Source organism: Streptococcus parasanguinis (genome assembly GCF_964238605.1).
Classification (GTDB): Bacteria; Bacillota; Bacilli; order Lactobacillales; family Streptococcaceae; genus Streptococcus; species Streptococcus parasanguinis_AJ.
In genome coordinates this window covers 31,352-55,064 of record NZ_CAXSMM010000004.1, presented here as the reverse complement: position 1 = coordinate 55,064, position 23,713 = coordinate 31,352, and the positions used below count along the sequence as shown (strand labels likewise).

General features: G+C 45.9%; 15 protein-coding genes, 1 tRNA gene and 1 pseudogene. 12 read left to right on the top strand and 5 right to left on the bottom strand.

Going from position 1 to position 23,713, the window contains the following annotated elements:
• Window positions 1-87: 87 nt before the first annotated feature.
• Window positions 88-2,850, top strand: coding sequence for a GBS Bsp-like repeat-containing protein (locus ACESR9_RS04505; RefSeq protein WP_373105775.1), 2,763 nt, complete (start codon window positions 88-90; stop codon window positions 2,848-2,850).
• Between the two features lie 29 nt (window positions 2,851-2,879).
• On the opposite strand, the gene ACESR9_RS04500 is transcribed toward ACESR9_RS04505, so the two are convergent.
• Window positions 2,880-3,743: an RluA family pseudouridine synthase gene (locus tag ACESR9_RS04500; protein WP_373105773.1), complete on the bottom strand. Its 864-nt coding sequence runs from the start codon at window positions 3,741-3,743 to the stop codon at window positions 2,880-2,882.
• A gap of 103 nt (window positions 3,744-3,846) precedes the next feature.
• Here ACESR9_RS04500 and pbp2a point away from each other — a divergent pair, with 103 nt between their 5' ends.
• Entirely contained in the window at window positions 3,847-6,081 is a 2,235-nt protein-coding gene (gene pbp2a, locus ACESR9_RS04495) for a penicillin-binding protein PBP2A (RefSeq protein ID WP_373105771.1), read from the top strand.
• Window positions 6,082-6,121: 40 nt separating this feature from the next.
• Here pbp2a and ypfJ read toward each other — a convergent pair whose 3' ends face one another.
• The gene (ypfJ, locus tag ACESR9_RS04490; protein WP_023919834.1) at window positions 6,122-7,033 is read right to left on the bottom strand and encodes a KPN_02809 family neutral zinc metallopeptidase; all 912 of its coding nucleotides are present in this window, start codon (window positions 7,031-7,033) and stop codon (window positions 6,122-6,124) included.
• 144 nt (window positions 7,034-7,177) lie between these two features.
• On the opposite strand from ypfJ, the gene rpmG reads away from it, so the two are divergent.
• The 3 genes from rpmG to nusG all read left to right on the top strand — a co-directional run bounded on the left by rpmG (window position 7,178) and on the right by nusG (window position 8,391).
• Window positions 7,178-7,330: a 50S ribosomal protein L33 gene (gene rpmG, locus ACESR9_RS04485; RefSeq protein WP_003009043.1), complete on the top strand. Its 153-nt coding sequence runs from the start codon at window positions 7,178-7,180 to the stop codon at window positions 7,328-7,330.
• A gap of 9 nt (window positions 7,331-7,339) precedes the next feature.
• Window positions 7,340-7,516 (top strand): preprotein translocase subunit SecE, encoded by a 177-nt coding sequence (secE, locus tag ACESR9_RS04480; protein WP_003002261.1) that lies wholly within the window; start codon window positions 7,340-7,342, stop codon window positions 7,514-7,516.
• Between the two features lie 338 nt (window positions 7,517-7,854).
• Window positions 7,855-8,391, top strand: coding sequence for a transcription termination/antitermination protein NusG (gene nusG / locus ACESR9_RS04475; protein ID WP_003002077.1), 537 nt, complete (start codon window positions 7,855-7,857; stop codon window positions 8,389-8,391).
• Between the two features lie 50 nt (window positions 8,392-8,441).
• Here nusG and ACESR9_RS04470 read toward each other — a convergent pair whose 3' ends face one another.
• Window positions 8,442-9,200 carry a hypothetical protein gene (locus tag ACESR9_RS04470; RefSeq protein ID WP_070464948.1) on the bottom strand — a complete coding sequence of 253 codons (759 nt, stop codon included), beginning with the start codon at window positions 9,198-9,200 and terminating at the stop codon, window positions 8,442-8,444.
• A 144-nt stretch (window positions 9,201-9,344) separates the two neighbouring features.
• Window positions 9,345-9,415 (bottom strand) — tRNA-Cys (locus ACESR9_RS04465).
• A gap of 253 nt (window positions 9,416-9,668) precedes the next feature.
• On the opposite strand from ACESR9_RS04465, the gene rpsB reads away from it, so the two are divergent.
• Both rpsB and tsf read left to right on the top strand, forming a co-directional pair.
• On the top strand, window positions 9,669-10,451 hold the full coding sequence (rpsB, locus tag ACESR9_RS04460) for a 30S ribosomal protein S2 (protein WP_373105767.1): 783 nt from the start codon (window positions 9,669-9,671) through the stop codon (window positions 10,449-10,451).
• Window positions 10,452-10,533: 82 nt separating this feature from the next.
• The gene (tsf, locus tag ACESR9_RS04455) at window positions 10,534-11,574 is read left to right on the top strand and encodes a translation elongation factor Ts (protein WP_003001949.1); all 1,041 of its coding nucleotides are present in this window, start codon (window positions 10,534-10,536) and stop codon (window positions 11,572-11,574) included.
• A 77-nt stretch (window positions 11,575-11,651) separates the two neighbouring features.
• Here tsf and ACESR9_RS04450 read toward each other — a convergent pair whose 3' ends face one another.
• The gene (locus ACESR9_RS04450) at window positions 11,652-12,122 is read right to left on the bottom strand and encodes a COG2426 family protein (protein WP_373105765.1); all 471 of its coding nucleotides are present in this window, start codon (window positions 12,120-12,122) and stop codon (window positions 11,652-11,654) included.
• Window positions 12,123-12,291: 169 nt separating this feature from the next.
• Here ACESR9_RS04450 and ACESR9_RS04445 point away from each other — a divergent pair, with 169 nt between their 5' ends.
• From ACESR9_RS04445 to ACESR9_RS04425, 5 genes and pseudogenes are all read left to right on the top strand, one after another.
• Window positions 12,292-12,813, top strand: coding sequence for a Dps family protein (locus ACESR9_RS04445; RefSeq protein ID WP_049522575.1), 522 nt, complete (start codon window positions 12,292-12,294; stop codon window positions 12,811-12,813).
• Window positions 12,814-13,031: 218 nt separating this feature from the next.
• Window positions 13,032-18,158, top strand: a pseudogene (locus ACESR9_RS04440) (Ig-like domain-containing protein); the annotation flags it as partial.
• 143 nt (window positions 18,159-18,301) lie between these two features.
• Window positions 18,302-20,536: an alpha-L-fucosidase gene (locus ACESR9_RS04435; protein ID WP_373105763.1), complete on the top strand. Its 2,235-nt coding sequence runs from the start codon at window positions 18,302-18,304 to the stop codon at window positions 20,534-20,536.
• Window positions 20,537-20,813: 277 nt separating this feature from the next.
• Complete coding sequence (locus ACESR9_RS04430) at window positions 20,814-21,278, top strand: CtsR family transcriptional regulator (protein ID WP_315375926.1); 465 nt, start codon at window positions 20,814-20,816, stop codon at window positions 21,276-21,278.
• Window positions 21,279-23,708 carry an ATP-dependent Clp protease ATP-binding subunit gene (locus ACESR9_RS04425; protein WP_373105762.1) on the top strand — a complete coding sequence of 810 codons (2,430 nt, stop codon included), beginning with the start codon at window positions 21,279-21,281 and terminating at the stop codon, window positions 23,706-23,708.
• Window positions 23,709-23,713: the final 5 nt, after the last annotated feature.

The window sequence follows — 23,713 nt, the reverse complement described above, 5'->3', positions numbered from 1 at the left end:
TCATGATATTGTTTCTTGATCCGGCAGTTTATGCTATAATACTACTATGTGGGTACAATCCGTATAAAAATTTGTAAGGGAAGATACATGAAAAAGAAAGATCTTATTTTTTACGCAGGGACAGCTGTTTTGTTGGCCTTTTCAACACAACAAGCCAAAGCCGATGAGCAAGGTGCGTCCGATCAAACACCAGAAAATACATCAGCTGTCGTTGCAAAAACAACGACTTCATCAGAAACGCAGAATACTACAGCTAATGTGGTAGGAACTGATCAAGCAGTTCAGATAGAAAATACCGTTGCAACAGTGGCAACACCTGTTACACCGACTCCATCTTCTGACGAGGTTACTAGCGAGAAGGTTCCATCAGAGCAACCAACACCTGCTGTGGTAGCTAGTCGCGCTCCATACGGCGCACGCGCACGAGTGGTAGAAACAGAAAATAATAGTTTACCGACAGAACATGTACAGAAACCAAGTGGTACTCTCTCAATTGAAAACAGTGATCAAACTACAGGTACCTTTGATGCAGTTGTTAGTAATATCACATCTCCAGGGGGTGTGAAAGAGGTTTTGGTGCCATCATGGAGTCTAGAAAATGGCCAAGACGATCTTATCTGGCATAAGGCGACGAAGCAAACGGATGGTAGCTATCGAGTAACTATAAAAGCGAGTGAGCATAAGTGGAATAAAGGAAACTACCGTGCAGATGCTTATATTGTTGACAACTCTGGTAACCCCCACTATATCGCCGAACGAGTGGTTTCGGTTGATTATGTTCGACCAAGTGGAGTTCTGACGATTGAAAACAACAACCCAGTAGCAGGTACCTTTGATGCGGTTGTTAGCAATATTGTTGCACCAACTGGTCTAAAAGAAGTATTAGTTCCATCATGGAGTCTTGAAAATGGACAGGATGACCTAGTATGGCACAAGGCAACACGTCAAGCAGATGGTTCTTATCGTGTGACTATAAAAGCGAATGATCATAAGAATTCTACTGGGAATTACCGTGCTGACGCCTACATTGTAGATGATTCAAATAATCGTTTTTATCTGACTGAAAAAGTAGTTGAGGTTCACCAGGTCAAACCAAGTGGTACTGTTACAATTGAGAACAAAAATTCAGAGACAGGTACCTTTGATGCAGTTATTCGCAATGTAGTTGCCCCATATGGTTTGAAAGAGGTTCTAGTTCCTACCTGGTCTAACAAAAACGGTCAGGACGATTTAGTTTGGCATAAAGCAGAACGTCAAGATGATGGCAGCTATCGTGCGACCATCAAAGCATCTGATCATAAAAATGACACAGGTGAATTTAATGTTCATATTTACTATGTAGATCAAAATAATCAACGTAACTACATTACAGAGACTAAGACAGAAGTACATGAAGTCAAACCAAGTGGTACTGTTACAATTGAGAACAACAATACCGTAACAGGTACCTTTGACGCGGTTATTCGTAATGTTGTTGCACCAAATGGTTTGAAAGAAGTTCTGATCCCAACCTGGTCGGATTCGAACGGGCCTGATGATCTAGTATGGCACAAAGCAGTCCGTCAAAGTGATGGCAGCTATCGTGCGACCATCAAAGCTTCAGACCATAAAAATGAAGATGGGAAATACAATGTCCATGTTTATTATGTAGATCAAAATAACCAACGAAGCTACATAACAGAAACCACGACAGAAGTGCGTCAAGCCCGCCGCTCTGGTACAATCTTGATCCAAAACAACAACAAGGATACAGGAACCTTTGACGTCATCATCAAAGATGTCTACAGCCCTAAAGGTGTGCAGACTGTGCAAGTACCAACCTGGTCTGACAAGGACGGCCAAGACGACATCCGCTGGTATGAGGCGACTCGTCAAGCGAACGGAGATTACAAGGTATCTGTCAAAGCAAGCGACCACAAGAACTCTACTGGTAAGTACCATGTTCATCTTTACTACATCCAAAATGATGGATCTCGTGTAGGTGTTGGTACCACAACTACAGAAGTGGAGTTCCGAAATGCCAAGACCAAGACGCAAGCTTCTATCAAGAATGTCAATTCTGGTGCTGGAACCTATACGGTAACAGTGGATCAAGCGCCTCAGGGACGTCGGATTAAGAACATCCGTGTTGCAGCCTGGTCTCAAGCGCACCAAGAAAATCTTTACTGGTATTCAACAGCACCTTCTGGTATGCATACAGAAGTGCAGGTCTCTGCAGCAAATCACCAGTACCAATCAGGTAACTATACCACTCACGTCTATGTGGATTATGTCGATGGTGGCGTTGAAGGCTTTAACCTTGGTCAAACAGCCCTTCATCCCCGTGCGACAGTAGATCAAACTGCTTTTAGTCCTCGTGTAACGAATGGACAACGGGACCGTGTCTTACGGGCAGCAGCTAGCCTAGTGGGTGTTCGTGGCGGAACTGCAGCTCACCAACAATTGGTCAATGATTATAACAGTGTCAAACCACTTCCGGTTGGTTATGCAGTGAAGGCGACCGATGACTGGTGTGATATCTTTGTTACAACAGTCTTCCAGCGGGAAGGTTTGAGTGGTTTGATTGGCCGTGAATGTGGAGTCGAACGTCACATCCAGATCTTCAAACGCTTGGGCATCTGGAACGAAGATGGTACCACTACACCAAAAGCAGGGGACATCATCACCTTTAACTGGGATCAAAATAGCCAACAAAATAATGGCTTTGCCGATCACATCGGAATTGTCGAAAGCGTCTCAAACGGAATCATTCATACCATTGAAGGAAACTCCAACAACCAAGTCCGTCGCAATACCTACCGAATCGGACATGGTAATATCCGTGGATTTGCAACCCCACGTTATCAATAATAAAAAAAAAGAAGCCTGTGGCTTCTTTTTTAGTCTCTCAATCCCTTTTCGAAACTCTTGGAAGGGGCTTCGACTTGGATGGTTTCAAGGGTTAATGGATTAGTGAAGGTCAAGCGGTGAGCATGGAGCATGAGTCGCTCTTCGCGTGCGGGGTTATAGAGAGGATCCCCGACAATCGGGTGCCCATGATGGGAGAGATGCACCCGGATCTGATGGGTACGGCCCGTCTTGAGCTGGCATTTGACCAGGCTGTTTCGCCCGATTTTTTTCAGTTGCGTCACCTGGGTTTCTGCATACTGACCTTTTCGTGGATCGACCAGGCGCTTGCGCCGATCGTGGCGATCGCGTCCGATTTTATCCTTGTAAATGATAGTTTTTTGTGCTAAGCTGCCTTGGATCAAGGCCCAGTACTCGCGTTGGATGTTTTTATCTTCCAAAATGCGGTTGAGAATGGGCAGGATAAAAGGATTTTTGGCAAATAAAATGGCCCCACTGGTTTCCTTGTCTAGGCGGTGCACGACGTAGCAGGTAGATCCAACATAGCTGGAAACATGGTTGAGAAGAGCAATTTCTGTTGGCTCATTGGCATGGGTTTTCATACCTTCGGGCTTATTGACGATGATGACATGCTCATCCTGATAGAGCTCTTCGACCAGAATCGGGTCTCCGGCTGGGAGATCTTTTTCAGGGTAATCGTCGGCATCAAAGATTAGCTGGATCTGGTCTCCTTTTTGAACGGGGCTCTGCCAGTTGATGGTCTCTCCATTGACCAAGACGTGCTTCTTGGTTCGTAAAAAATGCCGGATCTTACGGGGGATGAGGAAGTAGTCCTCAAGCAACTCTTTCACAGTCATCTGGGGAAAGGATTGTGGAATGGTAAATTGATAGTTCATGACCCTATTGTAGCAAAATCTAAGCTTAAAGAAAACTAAACGAGAAATAGCGAGGAGCTATCTTTTCTTGCTAGGACAAGGATAAGGTGTTACAATAACAGGTATGAATAGAATAAAAGAATTATTTGAAAACCTGATCACTTTTTTTAGAAAGGATCATCCGCCTAAATCGGTGGCAGAAGAAGTGTCAGACACGGAACTACCGGAAGAGACAGTAGAGCCGACCTATAGTCGCTCAGGCAAGCACAGAAGCAAGCCTCTCTCTCAGCACCCCTTCCGTCGTTTTTGGCGCCGATTCCATTTGACCAAGATTCTCCTGATCATTGGACTAGGCTTTAGTCTCTTGACAGGGGGCTATCTTTTCTACCTTGCTAAGACAACCAATGTCAAGGATCTGCAGAATGCACTCAAGGCGACCACCATTATCTATGATAAGAATGGGGACCAGGCTGGAAGTTTGACCGGACAAAAAGGAACCTACGTCGAACTCGATGCCATTAGTGAGAATCTGCAAAATGCCGTGGTCGCAACAGAGGACCGGAGCTTTTACAAGAATAGTGGGATCAACTATGGTCGCTTCTTCTTAGCCATTTTGACTTTGGGTCGCTCAGGTGGTGGGTCGACCATCACCCAGCAGCTAGCTAAAAATGCTTATCTGTCCCAGGACCAGACGGTGGAGCGCAAGGCCAAGGAATTCTTCCTGGCACTTGAAATCAATAAGAAATACAGTAAAAAAGAGATCCTCACCATGTACCTCAACAATGCCTATTTTGGAAATGGGGTTTGGGGAATTGAGGATGCTTCCAAAAAGTATTTTGGGGTTTCAGCCAGTCAATTAAGTCTGGACCAGTCTGCAGTTCTCGCAGGTATGCTCAAGGGACCGGAAATCTATAACCCGCTCTATTCAGTAGAGAATGCGACCAACCGCCGCAATACGGTCCTTCAAAATATGGTAGCGGCTGGCTATATTGACCAGGCAACAGCCGATCAATCTGCTGCTGTTGATATCCATGGCCAGCTAGTCGATGCCTATGAAGGCAAGTCAGAGGACTACCGCTACCCATCCTATTTTGATGCGGTCATCAATGAAGCGGTCAACGAATACGGTCTCACCGAAGAAGATATTGTCAAAAATGGCTACCGGATCTACACCGAGCTGGATCAAAATTACCAAGCAAGCATGCAGGTAATCTATGACAATACGGCCCTCTTCCCAGTAGCGGAAGACGGCACGCGCGCGGAATCTGGTAGTGTCGCCCTCGATCCTAAGACCGGAGGGGTTCGGGCTCTCGTAGGGCGTGTCGGAAGCGATCAAAATCCAGGTTTCCGTACCTACAACTACGCTACCCAGGCTGCTCGAAGTCCAGGATCAACCATCAAACCTTTGGTTGTCTATAGCCCAGCTGTTGCGGCAGGTTGGTCGACCAATAAGGAATTGGACAATAGTACCACACAATATGGAAGCTATGAGGTCAATAACTACGCGGGAATCCAGTCTAGCCCAACGGTACCGATGTACCAGGCCCTGGCAGAGTCCCTTAACCTTCCAGCCGTAGCGACCGCTAATGATTTGGGTCTTGATACGGTCTTTGAGTACGGGAAAAAATTCGGGCTCAACATGGACAAGGTGGACAAGTCGCTTGCCGTTGCCTTGGGAGCTGGTGTGACAACCAATCCGATGCAGATGGCTCAGGCTTATGGCACCTTTGCAAACGGCGGGGTCATGAATGATGCCCATCTTATTACCAAGATCGAAAATGCCAGTGGTCAAGTGGTCAAGAGCCACAGCCAGAAATCAACCCGAGTGCTTAGTGGTTCAACGACAGATAAGATGACCAATATGATGCTTGGTACCTTCAGTAATGGTACAGGGGTGAACGCTGCGCCTTATGGCTATACCATGGCAGGGAAAACCGGTACGACAGAGACCAGCTTTAACAAGGACCTCTCTGGAGACCAATGGGTGATCGGCTACACGCCAGATGTGGTCATCAGTCAGTGGCTTGGTTTCCCAACGACCGATGAAAATCACTACCTGACGGACAGTAGTGCTGGAACGGCGTCCGAGATCTTCCGCAATGTTGCCAACAGTGTCCTGCCTTATACAGACGGTACCCAGTTTGACTCGGTGAAGAACTCTTATGCTGAAAACGGCATTGCGCCAGTCGGAGAAGAAACGACAGAAACAGATAGCAAAGAAGACAAAGGTTTCTTTGAGGATGTTAAAGAGAAGGCGTCGAATATGGTCGATGATGCGAAAAAAGCAATCGACGAGGCCGATATCCCAGGCAAAGCGAAAAACGCTTGGGATACCTTCAAAGGCTGGCTTGGTTTCTAAACAAAAAACGATGCAGAAATTTTTCTGAATCGTTTTTTATTTAGAGTTCACTATCTGACAAGCTAAAGGTATCGCCGTGTTGGAGATCCCCGTACTGGTAGCCCCGTTTGAACCAGCGCATGCGTTGCTCTGAAGTTCCGTGGGTAAAGCTATCTGGCACCGAGTAGCCGTAGGCTTGCTCCTGGAGAGTATCATCACCGACGGCATGGGCTGCATTCATGGCTTCTTCGATATCGCCGATATCTAGAAGATTTCGGTCTTGAATGGAGCGGGCCCAGACACCTGCTAGGTAATCGGCTTGTAGCTCAATGCGGACGCTGATGGCATTTCGTTCCTTTTCAGAAAGACCTTGTTGCATCCGATGGTATTTGCCAAGGATTCCCAGCTCGTTTTGTACGTGGTGGCCGACTTCGTGGGCGATCACGTAGGCCATGGCGAAGTCCCCGCTAGCTTTGTATTTGGTTGTCAATTCCTTGTAGAAGCTCATATCCAAATAAATCTTTTTGTCGGTCGGACAGTAGAAGGGACCAGCCGATGCTTGCCCAACTCCACAGCCTGTCTTTGTCCGTCCGGTATAGAAGACTAGTTTGGGCTCCTGGTAGGTCCGTCCTTCGGCTTGAAAGACCTTGTGCCAATGATCTTCTGTTGTGGCAAGGACCTTGCTGACGAACTCAGCATCTGCATCATCGACATGGGTCTTGTTGGTGCGCGTGACTTGGGTGGATTGGTAAGGTTGAGAAGAAGTCCCATTTCCAAAGAGACCCCCAAGGCTAGCTCCCCCTCCTAGAAAGACTATGAGGAGGATAATGATGATCTTACTCTTGAAGCTTCCCGGCGATAGTAAGATCTGTAAAATGCCTCCGCCAAGGTTACTATTGCCTGAAGACTGGGAGTAGCTTTGCCCTCGACGGTCTTCGATATTTCTACTTTCTTTTAGGTTATCACTTTTCATATTCGTCTCCTTTTGTTTTATTTTACCAAAAATGAGGAGAAAACCAGAGTGATAACGCTTTAGATTTGCTTTTTTCTTGACAGGAGATTTTCTGTTCTTGTCAAAACGTGGAAAACTTGCTATAATGGGGTGAACGGAGGCGTTATGGCATTAAAAAAAGCAAGTCTAGCGTGTACGGTTTGTGGGTCACGCAATTACTCCATTAAGTTGAGTGGGACGCCAAAACCAACACGTCTAGAAGTCAATAAATTCTGCAAGCATTGCAGCAAGTATACCATCCATAAAGAAACACGATAGGAGAGAGTTGTGAAATTCATTAAAGATATTTTCGTCTTACTAAAAGATACAACTTGGCCAAATCGCAAGGAAAGATGGAAAAACTTTATCTCAGTGATTGAGTACACCGCTTTCTTTGTTGCATTGATTTATTTGTTCGACAAAGTCATTGCACGTGGCCTATTGCACATGATCAATTTCTTTTAAGAAAAGAAGCCATAAGGCTGGGCAACAACTGTCCAGCCTTTGATTTTTGATAGGATTAACTGCAAGACGCAGTGGTTGATTGGCATCTTTGTTCGCTTTTTAAGCTTCAAAGATGGCCTAATCAACTGTGCGGGGGTGGGAAAACGAACTCTTTTTAACCAGTCGGAGTTCTTTCCCACTCCCATTTTTTATTGCCTTTTCTTAAAAATAAATCAGCAAACCTCTTTGCATTCCTGCAAAATGTGGTATAATGAAGCTAGGAAAAGGAAAGCCAAGAGGCTTTTTTTAGTATGTTCACAAAAGCTCGAGCAGGCTAAACAGAAAGAAAGGATGCCCAAATGGACAGTTTTGATAAAGGCTGGTTTGTACTACAAACCTACTCAGGATATGAAAACAAGGTAAAAGAGAATCTTTTGCAACGTGCGCAAACTTACAATATGTTAGAAAACATCTTGCGCGTAGAGATTCCAACTCAAACCGTACAAGTTGAGAAAAACGGTAAAACCAAAGAAATCGAAGAAAACCGCTTCCCAGGTTATGTCTTGGTTGAAATGGTCATGACAGATGAAGCTTGGTTTGTCGTTCGGAATACACCGAACGTTACTGGTTTCGTCGGATCACACGGGAACCGTTCAAAACCAACTCCATTGTTGGAAGAAGAAATCCGCAGCATCTTGCTCTCTATGGGTCAAACCGTTCAAGAGTTTGATTTGGATGTCAAGGTGGGCGATACGGTTCGTATCATCGACGGTGCCTTCACAGACTATACTGGTAAGATCACTGAAATTGATAACAACAAGGTGAAAATGGTCATTTCTATGTTCGGTAACGATACGGTTGCAGAAGTGAATTTGAACCAAATTGCTGAATTGTAAGAAAAATAGAACCCTCCAAGAAAAACTTGGAGGGTTCTTTGTATGGATCGTTATTGATTTTTATCCAGGCCAGTGATCTTTTTTAACTGCTTGGTTTCTGCAGCAGACGTAACATTGAAGATCTTATTTCCTTGTGTAGAAAAGCTAGATTCATCTCCGTTGCTATCTTTATAGACATAGCTGGTCCCATTTTCTGAACGCATAATGGTATAGGGTTTTCCGAGACGTTCGAGGGCCGTTTTTGGTGTATCGGATTTGGAAATGCTGCTAGTAGACTGGTGGTTGGCATCGCCCCCTCTTAGTCGGAAGGTGATATCTGTTAACACATTATTGCGGAAGAAAGCCATGATATCGCCATTGTCTGTTGCCCAAACATTGACCCCATCGCCAGGATTCGCACTGTCTGTGCTACTTACGGGTTGACCAAAGGCCGCAACTACGTCATCGTAACTGCTTCTTTCTTTTGGCCCACCAACCTCTTGTCCATCTTCGGTTCTTAATACAAAACCGGTGGTAGGGTGGAGGTTCTTGAGCTTTTCGATCTCAGGAATGGATGCAGCTCCTGGCACATATTGGAGAGATGCGCCATCATCTGGATCCAAGCTGAAGCGACCTGAAAAATCATCTGAGCTACTGCTGTCTGAAGAAGTGCTAGACGATCTACTAGATGATGCTTTGGTAGAAGATTGTTTGATCGGTTTTCTAGAGCTAGAAGCTGTTTTTGCTGGTTGCGCAGAATTGGCAGGTGAGCAAGCTGCTAGTGTCACTAGTGAAAGAAGGCCGATCGTAAAGAAACGAATGTTTTTCATAAATACCCTTTCTAATGTGCTTCGCCGATCAGGCGAGGTTTTATTATATCAATAATCAAGGAATGGAGCAAATGGCAACAAAAAAACCCCCTATTGCTAGGGGAATTTTTAAAAGATAAAAGATGATAAAAAATTTTATTATCAAGGCGGTAGACGGATTTGAACCGACGATCAAGCTTTTGCAGAGCCGTGCCTTACCACTTGGCTATACCGCCATAACATATAATATTGTAACCTAAAAATAAAGATAGGTCAAGAAAAACTTTTTGCTTCAAATCATTGCAGATGGGGAATGCTGAAAAAATCTCTCAAATAGCTTGCGAATTCTAGTGATTTCTGCTATACTTATAGAGTTGTCTAAGACAGCAAATACTCATCTCGGATCCATTGTGGCACCGTTGCCCTTGTGGTCGTGCTGCAAGTTGACGTCTGAGAGAGGAGAAAAAAACAAAAAAGGAGAAACTACTCATGGCAGTAATTTCAATGAAACAACTTCTTGAGGCTGGTGTACACTTCGGTCACCAAACTCGTCGCTGGAACCCTAAGATGGCTAAGTACATCTTCACAGAACGTAACGGAATCCACGTGATCGACTTGCAACAAACTGTAAAATACGCAGACCAAGCATACGACTTCATGCGTGATGCAGCTGCAAACGATGCAGTGATCTTGTTCGTAGGTACTAAGAAACAAGCTGCTGATGCTGTTGCAGAAGAAGCTGTTCGTGCAGGTCAATACTTTATCAACCACCGTTGGTTGGGTGGAACTCTTACTAACTGGGGAACAATCCAAAAACGTATCGCTCGTTTGAAAGAAATCAAACGCATGGAAGAAGATGGAACTTTTGAAGTTCTTCCTAAGAAAGAAGTTGCATTGTTGAACAAACAACGCGCTCGTCTTGAAAAATTCTTGGGCGGTATCGAAGACATGCCTCGTATCCCAGACGTAATGTACGTTGTGGATCCACATAAAGAACAAATCGCTGTTAAAGAAGCTAAGAAATTGGGTATCCCAGTTGTAGCGATGGTCGACACAAACACTGACCCAGATGATATCGATGTTATCATCCCAGCGAACGATGACGCTATCCGTGCTGTTAAATTGATCACTGCGAAAATGGCTGACGCTGTTATCGAAGGACGTCAAGGTGAAGACAGTGTTGCTACAGTAGAAGCTGAATTGGCAGCTACTGAAGGTCAAGCTGATTCAATCGAAGAAATCGTTGAAGTTGTAGAAGGCGAAAACGCTTAATTTCATTCAATAAGTAACGAACCTAAGAGGGCAGGGCTCAGCCCGACCCTCTTATTTTATTAAAAAATATAGGAGAACAAAAATGGCAGAAATTACAGCTAAGCTTGTAAAAGAATTGCGTGAAAAATCTGGTGCCGGTGTCATGGACGCTAAAAAGGCATTGGTTGAAGTTGAAGGTGATATCGAAAAAGCGATCGAATTGCTTCGCGAAAAAGGTATGGCTAAAGCAGCTAAGAAAGCTGACCGTGTTGCCGCTGAAGGTTTGACTGGTGTTTATGTCAATGGTAACGTTGCAGCAGTAGTTGAAGTAAATGCTGAAACTGACTTCGTTGCGAAAAACGCTCAATTCGTTGAATTGGTAAACGCAACAGCGAAAGTGATCGCTGAAGGTAAACCAGCTAACAACGAAGAAGCTCTTGCTTTGACAATGCCTTCAGGTGAAACTCTTGAAGCTGCATATGTATCTGCAACAGCTACAATCGGTGAAAAGATTTCATTCCGTCGTTTTGCTTTGCTTGAAAAAACAGATGCACAACACTTCGGTGCTTACCAACACAACGGTGGACGTATCGGTGTTATCTCTGTGATCGAAGGTGGAGACGAAGCACTTGCTAAACAAATCTCAATGCACATCGCTGCAATGAAACCAACTGTTCTTTCATACAAAGAATTGGATGAACAATTCGTGAAAGATGAATTGGCACAATTGAACCACGTCATCGACCAAGATAACGAAAGCCGTGCAATGGTTGGTAAACCAGCTCTTCCACACTTGAAATTCGGTTCAAAAGCACAATTGACTGACGAAGTGGTTGCTCAAGCTGAAGAAGATATCAAAGCTGAATTGGCAGCTGAAGGTAAACCAGAAAAAATCTGGGATAAAATCATCCCAGGTAAAATGGATCGCTTCTTCTTGGACAACACAAAAGTTGACCAAGCCTACACTCTTCTTGCACAAGTCTACATCATGGATGACAGCAAGACAGTTGAAGCTTACCTTGAATCAGTAAATGCTTCAGTTATCGAATTCGTTCGTTTTGAAGTTGGTGAAGGTATTGAAAAAGCTTCAAATGACTTTGAAGCAGAAGTTGCAGCTACAATGGCAGCAGCTCTTAACAACTAAGAATAAAAAAATAAGAGGTTTCGAAGGGAACCTCTTTTTTGTGTGGAAAAACTGAAGCCGTTGCTTCAGCCTTTTGCTTAATGTGCGAAGGTATCGATTCCTAGAAGCAGGGACAGGGTCCCCATGATGAGGCCGGCTAGGATCACTCCGAGCATGACTGCGAGGCTACTGCGTTTGAAGTCCCAGTCAAGGATGGAGGCCGCAAGAGCTCCGGTCCAGGCACCAGTTCCCGGAAGAGGGATTCCCACAAAGAGCAATAAGGCCAAGAAGATTCCCTTGTCTCCTGCAGCTTTTTCTAATTTCTGTCCGCCTCTATGGCCCTTATTGAGACACCAGCTAAAAAAGCCTCCGATGATCGGTTTTTTTGCCCCCCAAGTGAGGATATGGCGGGCGAAGAAGAAGATCAGAGGGACAGGGAGAAGATTTCCGATCACTCCGATCAGGAGCGCTGTCCATAAGGGAATACCATTTGCAATGGCAAAAGGGATGGCCCCGCGCAATTCAACAAGGGGAACCATGGAGATCAGGAAGGTAAAGATATATTTCATTGGTCAAGCCTTTCGATTAGTCTTCTTCATTCTATCGTATCTTCCTTCAATTGACAACTATTCCAGCTTTGGAATGAACTTTTTAAATCTTTTATCTTGACTTTCTGGTGGAGGAAGCATATAATAGAGACATAGTTAATTAGAATCATTATAAAAAAGGAGAAACGATATGACAACTATGAAACATGAAGCAGCTACTGATGTAGCAACTTTTGCACCTTCTAATAAAGAAACTCTTCCAGAAACAAAAGCCCTCTTGAACCAAGTCGTAGCAGATCTCTACGTCGCTCACATTGCCCTTCACCAAGTACACTGGTATATGCGTGGACGTGGCTTTATGGTTTGGCATCCAAAGATGGACGAATACATGGACAGCTTGGATGCAACCTTGGATGAAGTGAGCGAACGCTTGATCACTCTTGGTGGCGCGCCATATTCTAGCATGACTGAATTTTTGGAACACAGCAATATTGAAGAACGCCGTGGAACATTTACGAAAAATGTAGAAGAAAGCTTGACACGTGCTCTTGAAATCTTCCATTACCTTGACGGCCTTTACCAAAAAGCTTTGGATGTTACCGACGCTGAAGGCGACGATGTAACCAACGATATCTTTGTTGGGGCTAAAGCAGAACTTGAAAAGAACATTTGGATGGTGGCAGCTGAACTTGGTCAAGAACCAGGATTATAAGAAAAATGGTAAAAGAGGAGTCCTAAGACTTCTCTTTTTTTGGGGTTTAAAAAGATTTCCACTAATTAAATGAGTTCTTAATCTAACTATAGTTGGAGCGAAATTGAGGCCTATTGATCCTCTTTTTTTGGTATAGTTAATATGTGATTTTCTGCAAGTGTTCGCAGGTGCAAGAAAGCGTTTACGGATTTAATTGTTAATTCTAAGATGAGGTTCTTATGGGAAAGTCTTTTTTTGAAAAGCGTCCTGTGTTTAGTATTCGGAAGCTCTCTGTTGGAGCTTGATCTGTTATGATTGGGCTTTCAAGGGTTCATGCGGAAGAAAAGCCAGCCCTCGAAAGTGAACCGCCTTCGATTGAGACACCAAGTGTTGTGACGGAAAATTCAGAAGCGGAAGTTCCTGAAGCTGTTGCAAGGGTTTCAGAAGCTCCAGCTGTCATCACCCCTACCAGAGCTGAGGAAAAGCCAGCGCCTCAAGGCGAAGGCCAGCCCGTTTCTGCTTCATCTGAGCGTGCTACAGGAACGGAAGCAACAGCTGCTCCAGATCAAAATCGTGTAGCGGAGGATATTGTGCAAGATCGAGAACGTGATTTTAATAAAGATTGGTATTTTAAATTGAATGCGACTCCTGGTGCAGAAGGGCGTCAAGTGGATGTCAAGGATTGGAAAAAATTAGATCTTCCTCATGACTGGTCTATTTTCTTTGATTTTGATCATAACTCTCCTGCTCAAAATGAAGGGGGTCAATTAAATGGTGGGGATGCTTGGTATCGTAAGACCTTCCGTTTGGACGACAAAGATTTAGATAAGAAGGTCCGCTTGGAATTTGGCGGGGTTTACATGGATTCCAAAGTCTATGTAAATGGACAATTTGTCGGTCATTACCCAAATGGCTACAATGCCTTTTCTTATGATATTACCCCTTATTTGAACGCAGATGGAAGTGAAAATACCATCGCCGTTCATGTGGTCAATCAACAACCAAGTAGCCGGTGGTATTCTGGTAGTGGGATTTACCGGGATGTTAAGCTGAGTGTAACGGACAAGGTTCATTTAGCGCAGTATGGGACTACGATTACGACCCCTCAGTTGGAAAAACAGCAAGGTGGGGCAGTGGATACAGTAGTGATGAGCCGCATTGTCAACCAAGATGATCAAGCTCATAGTATTTATGCGGAATATGAAATTGTCGATCAAAATGGCCAAGTGGTGAGCGAAAAAGCGCGCAGTGAAGCACGAGCTGTTCTAGCAGGTCAAGAGATCAACCTGTCTCATACCCTTCATGTTGAGCGACCAAAATTGTGGAATGTGACCGATGAAAAAGCTACTCTTTATACCCTTTATACGCGTGTCTATCGGGATTCGCAGTTGGTGGATGTGCAAAAGGAACGCTTTGGCTATCGCTATCTGAACTGGACGCCAGAAGGTGGCTTCTTCCTCAATGGGGTGGCTACGAAATTCCACGGGGTATCCCTTCACCATGACCATGGGGCCCTCGGAGCTGAGGAAAATTACAAGGCTGAATACCGCCGTCTCAAACAGATGAAGGACATGGGGGTCAATGCCATCCGGACGACCCACAACCCAGCGAGTGAACAAACCTTGCAAATTGCGGCCGAGTTGGGCTTGATGGTCCAAGAAGAAGCTTTTGATACCTGGTATGGTGGCAAGAAACAATACGATTACGGTCGTTTCTTTGAAAAGGACGCCACTCACCCAGAAGCTCGGAAAGGGGATACTTGGTCAGATTACGATCTACGGACCATGGTAGAGCGGGGTAAGAACAATCCAGCCATTGTCATGTGGTCAATCGGTAACGAAGTCGGTGAAGCAGATGGGTCAGACAAATCTGTTACAACCGTTCGTCGGTTGGTCAAGACCATCAAGGAAGTGGATGCAACTCGCTATGTCACCATGGGAGCTGATAAATTCCGCTTTGGTGATGGATCAGGAGGGCATGAAAAGGTAGCGGCAGAGCTCGATGCAGTTGGATTTAACTATTCAGAGGCCAACTATGAAAGCCTACGAGCTAAACACCCAAACTGGCTCATTTATGGTTCTGAAACCTCTTCTGCGACGCGGACACGGGGCTCTTACTACCACCCTGAAAGAGAATGGGTCGGTAGCAACCAAGAAGATCGCCACTATGAACAATCAGACTACGGTAATGACCGGGTTGGTTGGGGGCGGACAGCGACAGCCTCTTGGATCTTTGACCGCGATCATGCCGGCTATGCAGGGCAATTTATCTGGACAGGTACAGACTATATCGGTGAGCCAACACCATGGCACAACCAAAATGCCACACCTGTGAAAAGTTCTTACTTCGGTATTGTCGATACGGCAGGTCTTCCAAAGAATGATTTTTACCTCTACCAAAGTCAATGGGTATCGGCTGAAAAGCATCCGATGGTGCATCTCTTGCCGCATTGGAACTGGGACAACCCAGAATTGGCCAATCGTATCATGGATGAAGAAGGTCGGATTCCTGTTCGGACCTTCTCCAATGCCCACAGTGTGGAATTGATTGTCAATGGGGAATCACAAGGAGCGAAGACCTTTACCAAGAAGACCACAGCTGATGGCCGGACCTATCAGGAAGGGGCAAATCCGGATGAACTCTATCTAGAGTGGTTAGTTCCTTATGTACCAGGTAAAGTGGAAGCCATTGCCCGCAACGAAGCAGGAGAAGTGATTGCGAAAGATCAAGTCGAAACAGCCGGCAAGGCTGCAGGTGTTCGCTTGTTGAAAGAAGAACATGCGATTGCAGCAGACGGTAAGGATTTGACCTATATTACCTATGAAATTGTTGATGAAGAAGGCCGTGTCGTGCCAACTGCCAATAATGTGGTGCATTTCCATTTGCATGGACAAGGCCAAATTGTCGGTGTCGATAATGGGGAACAAGCCAGCCGTGAACGCTACAAAGCGCAGGCAGATGGCTCATGGCAACGCAAAGCCTTCAACGGCAAAGGGGTGGTCATTGTCAAATCAACTGAGCAGGCGGGAGCCTTTACTCTGTACGCAGACTCAGATCGCTTGCAATCAGACCAAGTCAGCCTCTTTACAGGTAAGAAGGACCAAGCAGAACGCTCTGTCTTGGGAGTCGAACCGGTTCGACAAAGTGCTTATCTGGGAGAAGAGCCAGCTTTACCGAGTAAGGTCAATGTGGTCTATAGCGATGGCAAGGCCCAAGAAGAAGCCGTTGAGTGGGACAAAGCAGACTATAGTCGTTCAGGCCAAGTCCGTGTGACAGGTCATGTTCAAGGACGCACGGTCGAAGCTCTGGTCGATGTGATCGGTGTGGAACAAGTCCTTCCAGTCATCAAACAAATCCCACAGGGAGCAGATCTATCAACAGTGGATAAGTCTGTGCAATTAGTCTTTACCGATGGGACCAGTGCTCACTATGACGTTGATCAATGGACCTTGGAAGCTGGTCAAGAAGATCAGTTGTCTACGCCAGGAGCACGCTTGAAAGCGACAGGACTCCTAGGCAATGGGGAAACGGTTCAAGCAACACTAGTGGTTGCAGGAGGAGATGTAGCCAAGGCTAAGAAACCAACGGTTCAGCTAGATGGAGTAGCTCTTCCAAAATTTGGAAGTGGCAACCATACCATTTTCCGTTCGCTGGCTTATGGTCAAGAGCCTGGTCAGGTCACAGCGAGTGCAGAAAATGCCCAAGTAACGGTCCTACAAGCTAATCGTGAAAATGGTTTGAAAGCTCAAATTTTTGTCACTGCTAAGGATACGGGAGCTGTACAGATCTATGCTGTACAATTCCAAGAAGAAAGTCCACAGATTGAGCGTTTAGAATTGCGTCTGCCAGAAGGACAGGAACTCAAGGAAGATCAAACGGTACCACTTGAAGTCATTGCCCATTACCAAGATGGCAGTCTAGCAAGTCTGAAAGCAGATCAAATCGATATCAAAACAACAGCTGGTAGTCAAGGAAAAGCGGTTGCAAGCAAGAAAGGTTTGGAACTGCGGGAAGCAGGATTGGTTCATTTAGAAGCCAACTTCCAAGGACAAACAGGAGAAGTAAGCTTTACCATCACACCAAATCCTGAAGAAAAGACGGTTGTGAAGGTGCGTCCTGTACGAATCAGTACCGATCAAAACGTGTTGCCAGCTCTTCCAGAGACAGTCTTGGTCGAGTATGATAAGGGATTCCCGAAAGAAAAACGCGTGACCTGGGATGCCGTAACAGCAGATCAAGTCAAGGATTACCATAACTTTACAGTCACAGGTCATATAGAGGGTGTAGAGAAAGAAGCCCAAGCCCAAGTCACCGTTGAAGGCATTATCGCTGTAGAAGAAGTCAGCACCACCACTCCAGTCGGAGAAAAACCAGCACTTCCAGAAAGCGTCCGGACTTATCATTCCAATGGCAAGACCTATGCTGCCAAGGTAGCCTGGGATGCGGTCGATCCGCAACTCTTGGCCCAAGAAGGAGAAGTTGTCCTCTCCGGTCGAGTAGAAGGAACGGATCTTCCAACGCGTCTTCATATTCGTGTTTCCGCAAACACAGTCAAGGGAGCCAACGTAGCAGAACAATGGACAGGATCAGTCTTGCCACTTGCTTTTGCAAGTGACTCTAATGATGCAGATCCAGTTGCTAAGGTCAATGATAAGGTCATCTCCTTTACCGATGCTCCAGCTAACCGTTGGACCAACTGGGGCCGTGACAATGCGGAAGATTCTGTTGGGATCTTGTTTGGGGACTCTGGTATCTTGACCAAGCGAGCAGTGGACAACCTCCATGTTGGTTTCCACGAAGACCACGGCGTTGGGGCTCCAAGTGAGTATGTGATTGAGTACTATACAGGGGAACAAATCCCAACAGTTCCAAGCAATCCAAATCGTGTTAAAGACGAAACAGACCATCCATTTAACAATCCAGCTAACTGGAAAGAAGTCAGCCACCTAACCGTTGAAGAACCGGTAGCAGCTGGCAAGATGAATCATTTTAGTTTTGATAAAGTCGACACCTATGCCGTTCGGATCCGTATGAAGACACCAGAAGGCAAACGTGGAAGCTCTATTTCAGAAATTCAGATCTTTGCCAATAAGGTTGCGGCAGAAGAAAAGAGTCAGCTGACCATTCGTGTTAATGACGATGTCTTGCCAGGTGTCAACCCAAGTGTGACAGATTACGACATCGATGCGCGTGATCGGGCTTATCCACAAGTGGAAGCGACAGCTAGCCATCACGGTCTTGCAACGGTTGTGCAAAGCGTCCATGAAGGAGAGCCAATCCGCGTCATCCACAAAGCAGAAGATGGCACCATCTTACAAGAATACCGCCTACACTTAATCAATGATGCCGAACAGTTGAAACAGTCTAGGATACTTGAAGATAAAGACAATCACTAGCTTATCTTTGGGCTTTTTGTTCAAATAACTAAATATGAGCAAGCTCAAAATAGTGAGAGTCACCGGCGATCAAAATGAGATGTGTTAAAAAGCAAAGATAGGAGGAAACAGCTGTGAACGAGCACCAAGAAGAATCAGAGCATACCTCAGTAGCTACTAGTGAGAAAGAAAATCGCACAGTCAGCCAAGGGATAGAAGCCACCCAACCAGCCACTTCTCTAGATGCGGAGACTGAGATTGCGGATTACGGACCACTTCCAAGCAAGGCTCAGATGCAATACCACCGCGAAGAACTAGCTGCCTTCATCCATTTTGGGATGAATACCTACTACGATCGGGAGTGGGGAGATGGGCAAGAAGATCCTTATGATTTCTATCCAGAGCATCTGGATACCGACCAGTGGATCAAAACCCTGAAGGATGCTGGTTTTAAACGAACCATCATGGTCGTTAAGCACCACGATGGCTTCCTCTTGTACCCTTCCAAATACACCGACCATACCATTGCTAAAAGTGGTTGGAAGGAAGGGAAAGGCGATGTCCTAGCCGAGGTTTCTGCTTCTGCCAGCAAGTATGACATGGACATGGGGGTCTATCTCTCCCCTTGGGATGCTCACAGCCCTCTCTACCATGTGGATACAGAGGACCAGTACAACGAATACTACCTCAACCAGCTCAAAGAAATCCTTGAAGATCCAAAATATGGGAACAAGGGTAAGTTCGTAGAAGTTTGGATGGATGGAGCGCGTGGCGATGGGGCTCAAAAAGTCACCTATACCTTTGACAAATGGTTTGAAGCCATTCGCAAGGCCCAAGGGGATATTGCCATCTTCTCAGCTGAGCCGACCAATGTTCGTTGGATTGGAAATGAAAAGGGGATTGCCGGAGATCCGGTTTGGCAAAAGGTCAATCCAGATAAGATCCGCAACAATCCATCCAACAGTTACCTCAATCACGGGGATCCAGAAGGGAAGCAATACTCAGTGGGAGAAGCCGATGTTTCCATTCGCTCCGGCTGGTTCTACCATGACAATCAAGAGCCTAAGTCCTTGCGCGAATTGATGGACATTTACTTCAAATCGGTTGGTCGTGGAACCCCGCTTTTGCTCAATATCCCACCTAACCAAGACGGAAAATTTGCGGATGCGGATGTGGCCCGTTTGAAAGAATTCCGCCAGACCCTGGCCCAACTCTACAGCGTGGACTATGCGGTGGGCGCTTTGGTAGAAGATGACTCGACACGGCGCAATGTTCTCTACAAGGCCAGCCATTTAACAGATGGCGATGAAAAAACCAGTTGGGCCCCTGCTGATGATGCCAAGACCGGCTCTTTTGTCCTCGATCTTGGAAAAGAGCAATATTTTGATGTGGTAGAGCTCAAAGAAACTATCGAGAAAGGCCAACGGATTTCCGGTTTCACCATCGATGTAGCGGTGAATGGGCAATGGGTTCCTTTTGGGGCTGGGTCAACCGTTGGATACCGCCGTTTGATCAAAGGGCAACCAGTTGATAGCCGCTACCTCCGGGTGTCCATCACCGATGCCCAAGCCACTCCAATCTTGAACGGCGTCTCTGTCTATAAGACGCCAGCTAGCATTGAAGAAACGGATGGCTATCCGCTTGGTTTGGCCTATCATTCTGACCGGACTGCTGATCGTGCCAATAGCCAATGGAATGAAGAGGGAGAATGCGTTCGAGGCACCTCTATGTGGACCAAGGAAAAGGGAGCTTCGGTGACCTATCAGTTTGAAGGCACCAAAGCCTATGTCGTCGCAACCGTAGACCCTGGTCATGGGGAAATGGATGTCTATGTCGATGGCCAAAAACTAGCGACGGTTAATACCCAAAGTCCAACCCGCAAACGCAGCCAAAAGGTCTATGAAACACCGGATTTGAAAGCAGGAGCCCATACTTTGACCTTGGTCAATAGCAAGGGAGATGCGATCGCAACGGAAGGGATTTATGCCCTCAATAACCAAGAAAAGGGTCTCTTTGAGTTTGCCCAGCAAACCCTAGCCGTTAAGAAAGGCGACCCAGCGCAAATCGTCGTCAAGAGAAAAGGCGGTTCTAAAGGAAGCACTAGTCTTAAATTAATCACAGAACCAGGAACAGGGGTTCATGGCAAGGTCTACAAAGATACCAACGTCACTCTTGAGTTTGCAGATGGAGAGACAGAAAAAACAGTCCAAGTCCCAACCCTTGATTTTTCAGGCAAGGCGACAGATGTCTATGACTTTAAGGTCAAATTGTTGCATCCGGATCAAGGAAGTCTGGTTGGTTTTATTCCAGAGCTGACAGTCCAAGTGATGGAAGAAGTCGTTCAACAGTCGAAATGGAAAGAAGCTTAAACCGATATTCAAAGAAAGGTTTTGTGAATGTGGTGAGAAATTCGCTCGTCGCAGAGAGTAGTTGATTCTTCTCATAAGAGGTTAGTTCTCACTAACCTCTTTTATTTTGTCTTCTTAAGAGATTCCTATTTCCATAGAGTCTTTGCTTTATTTACAGCCATAAAAATTGTATAATAGTCAAATAAGGTCAATGATCAAAACAAACACTCCAAGGGCATCTTTATGCGCTAAAGAGTAGAGCATCTATCTAGAAGAAAACAAGTCAGAAAGGAGCATCATGGCAAATAAGAACACATCTGATAGCATTGAAGCTTATATCAAGGCCTTGCTGGCTCAAGCTGGCATGGCAGAGCTCAAAAGAAGTGAGTTGGCAGATGTCTTTCAGGTCGTCCCTAGTCAGATTAACTATGTCATTAAGACCCGCTTTACCGAGAGTCGAGGCTATATTGTAGAAAGTAAACGCGGTGGTGGCGGTTATATCCGCATTGGCAAGGTCCAGTTTTCAGATCACCATCAGATGCTTCAAGACTTGGCAGCCAATATTGGAGAGACCATCAGCCAGCAGGTCTTCCATGATATCCTCCAGATGCTCCATGAAGAAAAATTATTAACAAAACGTGAGACTCAGCTGTTCTTTGCGACGACCTCCGATGAGGTTCTAGGTCGAGATGCTCTCATCATACGAGCCGATATGCTGAAAAAAATCATTCAACAAGTAGATAGAAAAGGAAATACCGACTAGATGAACTATTCAACAGCACTGTTAGAAAGTATAGAAGCGGCCCAAATACTAGCAGGCCACTACCAAGGGAATACCTTAGATACTTGGCATCTTTTGACGGCCATGGCCAATAATCCCTATAGCGTGGCAGGTTCTGTACTCAACGATTATCCTATGCAGATTGACGAATTTCAGGATGCAGCGGAGCATATTACAGGCCAGGCTTTTCAAAGCGACAATCGGTATGAAATCTTCCCATTTTCTTATCGGATGGAAGCGATGATGAAGCACGCAAAGGAGATTGCCCAGGTCCTTCATGCCAAGACCTTGGGAACAGAGCATGTGCTCCTCTCTCTTCTAGCGGACCGTGGGACCTTGGCTAGCCAAGTCATGGAGTTTGCCGGCTTTGCCTTTACAGAGCAAGACAAGGGTGTTCCCATTGCTTCCCTTCGAAAGAATCTAGAAGACAAGGCAGGCTGGGACAAAAATGATATTAAAGCTATCCGGAGTCTTTATCGGGCCCAAAACCCTAACCGCCAAACTATGGGGAATATGATGGGCATGCCCCCAAGTACAAGTGGAGGTCTTGAAGACTATACCCGTGATTTGACAGAAATGGCGCGTGCAGGTCAGCTCGAGCCTGTGATCGGCCGGGATGCAGAGATTTCACGCATGATCCAAATCCTCAGCCGCAAGACCAAGAACAATCCTGTATTGGTGGGAGAAGCAGGGGTCGGAAAGACTGCTCTTGCATTAGGTCTGGCCCAGCGTGTCGCTAGTGGCAATGTTCCAGCTGAAATCGCGCAAATGCGTGTTCTGGAGCTGGATCTCATGAATGTGGTGGCAGGGACGCGCTTCCGTGGGGACTTTGAAGAACGGATGAACAATATTATCCAGGACATCGAAGAAGACGGTCACGTGATTCTCTTTATCGATGAACTGCATACCATTATGGGGTCAGGATCGGGCATTGATTCGACCTTAGACGCAGCCAATATTCTAAAACCAGCCCTGGCACGAGGAACCTTGCGTACAGTTGGGGCTACGACTCAAGATGAGTACCAAAAGCATATCGAAAAAGACGCGGCTCTCTCTCGTCGTTTTGCGAAAGTTACCATTGAAGAGCCAAGTGTTGCAGATAGCATCCAAATTCTCCAAGGCTTGAAAGAGACCTACCAGGACCACCATCATGTGGTCATTACCGATGAAGCGATCGAAACAGCTGTCAAATATGCCCACCGCTATTTGACCAGCCGTCAATTGCCAGATTCAGCCATTGATCTCTTGGATGAAGCGGCAGCTACCGTACAAAACCGCGATTCCAACGGTCACGTAAAAGAAGAGTTGACCGCCTTGGATCGGGCCTTGATGGACGGCAAGTGGAAGAAAGCAGCCCAACTCTTAGAAGTAGAGGCCGCTCCCATTGTCTACAAAAAAGAAGTCACTGACCAAGATGTCTTAGTGACCTTGAGCCAATTATCTGGTATTCCAACTCAAAAACTGACTCAAACCGATGCCAAGAAGTACCTCAACTTAGAAACAGAATTGCACAAGCGCGTGATTGGTCAAGACCAAGCCGTTTCGAGTATCAGTCGGGCTATTCGACGCAATCAATCAGGTATCCGTAGCAACAAGCGTCCGATCGGTTCTTTCATGTTCCTGGGACCTACCGGTGTCGGAAAAACAGAGCTAGCCAAAGCTTTGGCGGAAGTTCTGTTTGATGATGAATCGGCCCTCATCCGTTTTGATATGAGTGAGTATATGGAAAAATTCGCAGCGAGCCGCCTCAACGGTGCCCCTCCAGGCTATGTGGGCTACGAAGAAGGAGGCGAGTTGACCGAGAAAGTCCGCAACAAACCGTATTCGGTCCTCTTATTTGATGAGGTGGAAAAAGCCCATCCAGATATTTTCAATGTCCTTTTGCAAGTCTTGGATGACGGAGTCTTAACCGATAGTAAAGGCCGGAAGATTGACTTCTCCAATACCATTATCATCATGACCTCAAACCTGGGAGCAACAGCCCTTCGGGATGATAAGACAGTTGGCTTTGGTGCCAAAGATATCCGCTTTGATCAAGCTAATATGGAAAAACGCATGTTTGAAGAGTTGAAGAAGACCTATCGTCCAGAGTTTATCAACCGGATTGATGAAAAGGTAGTCTTCCATAGTCTCTCAAGCGAGGACATGCAGCAGGTGGTGAAAGTCATGGTCAAACCGCTCATTGCGACCTTGGCCGAACAAGGCATGACCCTCAAATTCCAGCCTTCAGCGCTCAAGTTGCTAGCAACCAAAGGCTACGATCCAGAAATGGGAGCTCGGCCACTCCGTCGTGTCTTGCAGACCGAAGTGGAAGATCAACTAGCAGAGCTATTGCTGAAAGGCCAAGCCCAAGAAGGTCAAACCATCAAGGTTGGAACGACAGCCGGAACGATCAAGTTCGAGATTGTCTAGGAGGA

Coding starts and splice junctions, on each gene's coding strand:
- ACESR9_RS04445 (WP_049522575.1), top strand. CDS start 12,292: ATGACAACTATGAAACATGAAGCAGCTACTGATGTAGCAACTTTTGCA.
- ACESR9_RS04505 (WP_373105775.1), top strand. CDS start 88: ATGAAAAAGAAAGATCTTATTTTTTACGCAGGGACAGCTGTTTTGTTG.
- ACESR9_RS04430 (WP_315375926.1), top strand. CDS start 20,814: ATGGCAAATAAGAACACATCTGATAGCATTGAAGCTTATATCAAGGCC.
- ACESR9_RS04500 (WP_373105773.1), bottom strand. CDS start 3,743: ATGAACTATCAATTTACCATTCCACAATCCTTTCCCCAGATGACTGTG.
- rpmG (WP_003009043.1), top strand. CDS start 7,178: ATGGCATTAAAAAAAGCAAGTCTAGCGTGTACGGTTTGTGGGTCACGC.
- pbp2a (WP_373105771.1), top strand. CDS start 3,847: ATGAATAGAATAAAAGAATTATTTGAAAACCTGATCACTTTTTTTAGA.
- ypfJ (WP_023919834.1), bottom strand. CDS start 7,033: ATGAAAAGTGATAACCTAAAAGAAAGTAGAAATATCGAAGACCGTCGA.
- ACESR9_RS04470 (WP_070464948.1), bottom strand. CDS start 9,200: ATGAAAAACATTCGTTTCTTTACGATCGGCCTTCTTTCACTAGTGACA.
- tsf (WP_003001949.1), top strand. CDS start 10,534: ATGGCAGAAATTACAGCTAAGCTTGTAAAAGAATTGCGTGAAAAATCT.
- nusG (WP_003002077.1), top strand. CDS start 7,855: ATGGACAGTTTTGATAAAGGCTGGTTTGTACTACAAACCTACTCAGGA.
- rpsB (WP_373105767.1), top strand. CDS start 9,669: ATGGCAGTAATTTCAATGAAACAACTTCTTGAGGCTGGTGTACACTTC.
- ACESR9_RS04425 (WP_373105762.1), top strand. CDS start 21,279: ATGAACTATTCAACAGCACTGTTAGAAAGTATAGAAGCGGCCCAAATA.
- ACESR9_RS04450 (WP_373105765.1), bottom strand. CDS start 12,122: ATGAAATATATCTTTACCTTCCTGATCTCCATGGTTCCCCTTGTTGAA.